2 protein-coding genes are annotated in these 3,871 nt (G+C 45.5%); one reads left to right on the top strand and one right to left on the bottom strand.

The window, feature by feature from the left end:
• Positions 1-122: 122 nt before the first annotated feature.
• On the bottom strand, positions 123-725 hold the full coding sequence (locus VB740_RS17495) for a CPBP family intramembrane glutamic endopeptidase (protein ID WP_323201235.1): 603 nt from the start codon (positions 723-725) through the stop codon (positions 123-125).
• Positions 726-860: 135 nt separating this feature from the next.
• Between VB740_RS17495 and VB740_RS17490 the strand changes: the two genes are divergently transcribed.
• Entirely contained in the window at positions 861-3,521 is a 2,661-nt protein-coding gene (locus VB740_RS17490; protein ID WP_323201234.1) for an MGH1-like glycoside hydrolase domain-containing protein, read from the top strand.
• Positions 3,522-3,871: the final 350 nt, after the last annotated feature.

Below are 3,871 nucleotides of genomic sequence, written 5' to 3'. Positions count from 1 at the left end.
GCAGCAGGACTTTCCTGATTTACATCTGTTGCCTCATTTTGGAGAATTGGTATAATTTATTTTATGGTTGATAGCGTGCCATGCCTACGGTTCAAGAAGCCTACGCACTAATTTCTACAAGCTCAAAATTTATTTTTAAATTGCCGCAATTGTGACATCTTCCAGAAATAGCTAGAAATCCAATTGGTAATAATGTGAGCGACAATCGGCACTAATAAATTACCAGTGAGCAGGGCACTGTATGCGAATATCATCCCGACAATTGTTGCCCAAATCACATAAGGCCATTGTTGGGAACCGCTAAGATGCAAGATGCCAAAGCAAAGACTGGATACAATGACAGCCAAATGATCCAAGCCTAAAGCTGGCAGCATTACACCTCTAAATAATAATTCTTCACTCAACCCTGGTAGTAACCCTAGCCAAATTAAGTCTGGTAAGGCTAAGGGCTTTAGTACCACTTCTAGATAATAATCTGCACTTTTACGATAAGCAGTCCAAAGGCGATAAGTTAAGCCACTTAAGGCAGTGATGGCGAATCCCAACCCTACACCTAACAGCAACTCTCTTTGGTTCAATTCCAAAGAAAATAAGGAAAAGTTGCCAAAGTATAACGAGAGTTTGGCGACTATCAACAAAATTATTGCAGTCGCTCCCATCGCTCCAAGTACTTGGATGCGTGTCAGGTATGGAATTTCTGGCTTTTGCTTTTGTTGTTCAATCACGGGTTTTTAGGGGGAGTGGGGGGCAGGGGGGCAGAGGGGCAGGGGAGCGAAGTTCAAAAACTCATTAATGGAGTTCAAAGCCTCATTCCCCATGCCTATTTTAAATTTTTAATTTTGAATTCGGAGCAAAGCGACGTGACTCCAGAAGAAGTAAGATTGCGGCAGGATCAAGAACGTGTTGCCTACTGGAAACGCTGGGGACCTTATCTGAGCGATCGCCAATGGGGAACGGTGCGGGAAGATTATAGCCATGACGGTTCTGCCTGGGATTATTTTCCTCACGATCATGCCCGATCGCGTGTTTATCGTTGGGGCGAAGACGGCATTGCAGGTATTTCCGATAGTCGGCAACGTTTGTGTTTTGCGATCGCTCTGTGGAATGGCAATGATCCCATTCTCAAAGAACGATTATTTGGACTAACGGGCACAGAAGGTAATCACGGTGAAGATGTTAAAGAATATTACTTTTATCTTGACAATACGCCCACCCATTCTTACATGAAATGCTTGTACAAGTATCCCCAACAAGCATTTCCCTATACGCAACTGGTAGAAGAAAATCAGCGCCGAAGCAAATTTGAGCCGGAGTTTGAGCTACTTGATACAGGCATCTTTGCCGAGAACCGTTATTTTGATGTTTTTGTCGAGTATGCCAAAGCCGCACCAGAAGATATTTTGATTCAAATTGCGATCGCTAATCGCAGTTCCCAAGCCAGTACACTCCACCTACTGCCAACACTCTGGTTTCGCAATATCTGGGCTTGGAATTCCGAAATTGAGAAACCTTTTATGAAAGTGGTACGCTCAGATTCCAACTTTAGTTTAATCGAAGCGAAGAATTCTCACCTGGGAACTCGTTGGCTTTACTGCCAAGGAGATACAGAACTTCTGTTTACCGATAACGAAACGAATCACGAACGATTATTTGGTTACAAAAATAGCTCAACTTATGTCAAAGATGGCATTAATGAGTATGTAGTGAATGGGAAAACAGCAGCCGTCAATTCCCAGCGCATAGGTACAAAGTTTGCTGCTCACTACACATTAACAATCAATCCAGGTGAAACTAAAATTGTGCGCCTGCGCTTGAGCGATGTGCAAACACTTACAGAGCCTTTTGGCGAAGATTTCGACACAATTTTCCAGACACGCATTGCCGAAGCGGATGAATTTTATCAGCGCATCTGTTCCTTCCCAATTTCGGAGGATGAGCGCAATATTCAGCGCCAAGCCTTTGCTGGGTTGCTATGGAGCAAGCAGTATTATAACTATGTCGTCCATGACTGGCTCAAGGGCGATCCCCAACAACCACCACCTCCACCGGAACGACAGGCTGGACGCAACCATGAGTGGATTTCTCTGTTTAGCGAAGATATTCTCTCGATGCCAGATAAGTGGGAATACCCTTGGTTTGCTGCTTGGGATTTAGCATTTCACCTGATTCCCTTAGCTGTCATCGATCCATATTTTGCTAAGTTGCAGCTTGACCGTCTCACACGGGAATGGTATATGCAGCCCAATGGTCAATTACCTGCTTACGAATGGGCATTTGGTGATGTTAATCCCCCCGTGCAGGCGTGGGCAGCTTTGCGCGTTTATCAAATCGAGCAGAAGTTTTACAAAAAAGCCGATCGCGCTTTTCTGGAAAAGGTCTTTCACAAGCTGTTGCTGAATTTTACTTGGTGGGTAAATCGCAAAGATGTAGAAGGTAAGAACGTCTTTCAGGGTGGGTTTTTGGGGCTGGACAACATAGGGGTATTTGACCGCAGCAAGGAACTACCCACAGGTGGCCATCTCAATCAAGCAGATGGTACAAGCTGGATGGGAATGTACTGTTTAAATATGCTAGCGATCGCCCTGGAACTCGCTAAAGAAGATTCTACCTACGAAGACATTGCTAGCAAGTTCTTCGAGCATTTTCTCTACATAGCCGATGCCATTGACGGCATTGGTAATGCAGACATTTCGCTGTGGAATGAAGAAGACGGCTTTTACTACGATGCGCTGCATTTACCTGATGGACGGCAATTTCCCGTCAAAGTGCGCTCAATGGTAGGGTTAATTCCCCTCTACGCTGTCACAGTGCTGGAATTAGAAACTTTAGAGCGTTTTCCCGGCTTCAAGCGTCGTATGCAATGGTTCATTCGCAATCGTCCTGACTTAAAAGATAATGTCGCCTGTATGGAAACGCCGGGGGTAGGCGCAAGAAGGCTATTAGCGATCGCTTACCAGACAAAGTTAAAACGTATTTTGCAACGGATGCTAGACGAGAATGAATTCTTGAGTGATTACGGAATTCGCGCCATCTCAAAGTATCACCTAAAAGATCCTTACATTTTGCATCAAGGCGAACATGATTACTGCGTCCGCTACGAACCCGCCGAATCTACCACAGGTTTGTTTGGCGGTAACTCTAACTGGCGTGGCCCGATTTGGTTTCCGGTAAACTACTTAATTATTGAAGCACTCTGGAAGTTTTATGAATACTTCGGAGATAGCTTGAAGGTAGAATATCCCACAGGTTCCGGGCAAGAAATGACACTAAGGGAAGTAGCGATCGCGCTTTCTCACCGCTTAGTTGCGATCTTTGAGCAGGATAGTGCAGGTCGTCGCCCGGTATATGGCGGTCTGGAAATATTTCAATCCGATCCCCATTGGCGCAACTATATTCTGTTCCATGAATACTTTCATGGAGATAACGGGGCGGGTATTGGAGCCAGTCATCAAACAGGCTGGACAGGATTAGTCGCCGCGCTGATTCTCCAAAATGCTGAACACCGGGCGCAAGAGCAGTAGCATGGAAACATTTAGAAAGCATTTACCAGAATACTTAATGGAAGCAGCACAACTGGGATTATTTCTGATTGCTGCGGGAATATTTAGTTGTGTGTTTGAGTGACAATGAACACTCATTATGATGCGATTCTCATCGGCACTGGGGTGGGTGGCGGCATAAAGTGGTCGTAGATAGCCGCAGAGAGCAAATGCACTTACAGCACTTTGCAACTAAATGAGGTACGGAACCAAGGATTTACAAATCAAATTATTCTTCTTCCTCCTTCCTCCTGCCTTCTGCCTCCTGCCTTCTTGCCCAAGCCCCGTTGGGGCGGGGTGTGGGGTGTAGGGTGTGGGGTGGTGCGACTCGT

This window comes from Nostoc sp. UHCC 0251 (assembly GCF_034932245.1).
Taxonomy (GTDB): Bacteria; Cyanobacteriota; Cyanobacteriia; order Cyanobacteriales; family Nostocaceae; genus Nostoc.
This window is presented reverse-complemented; position numbering and strand designations above follow the sequence as displayed.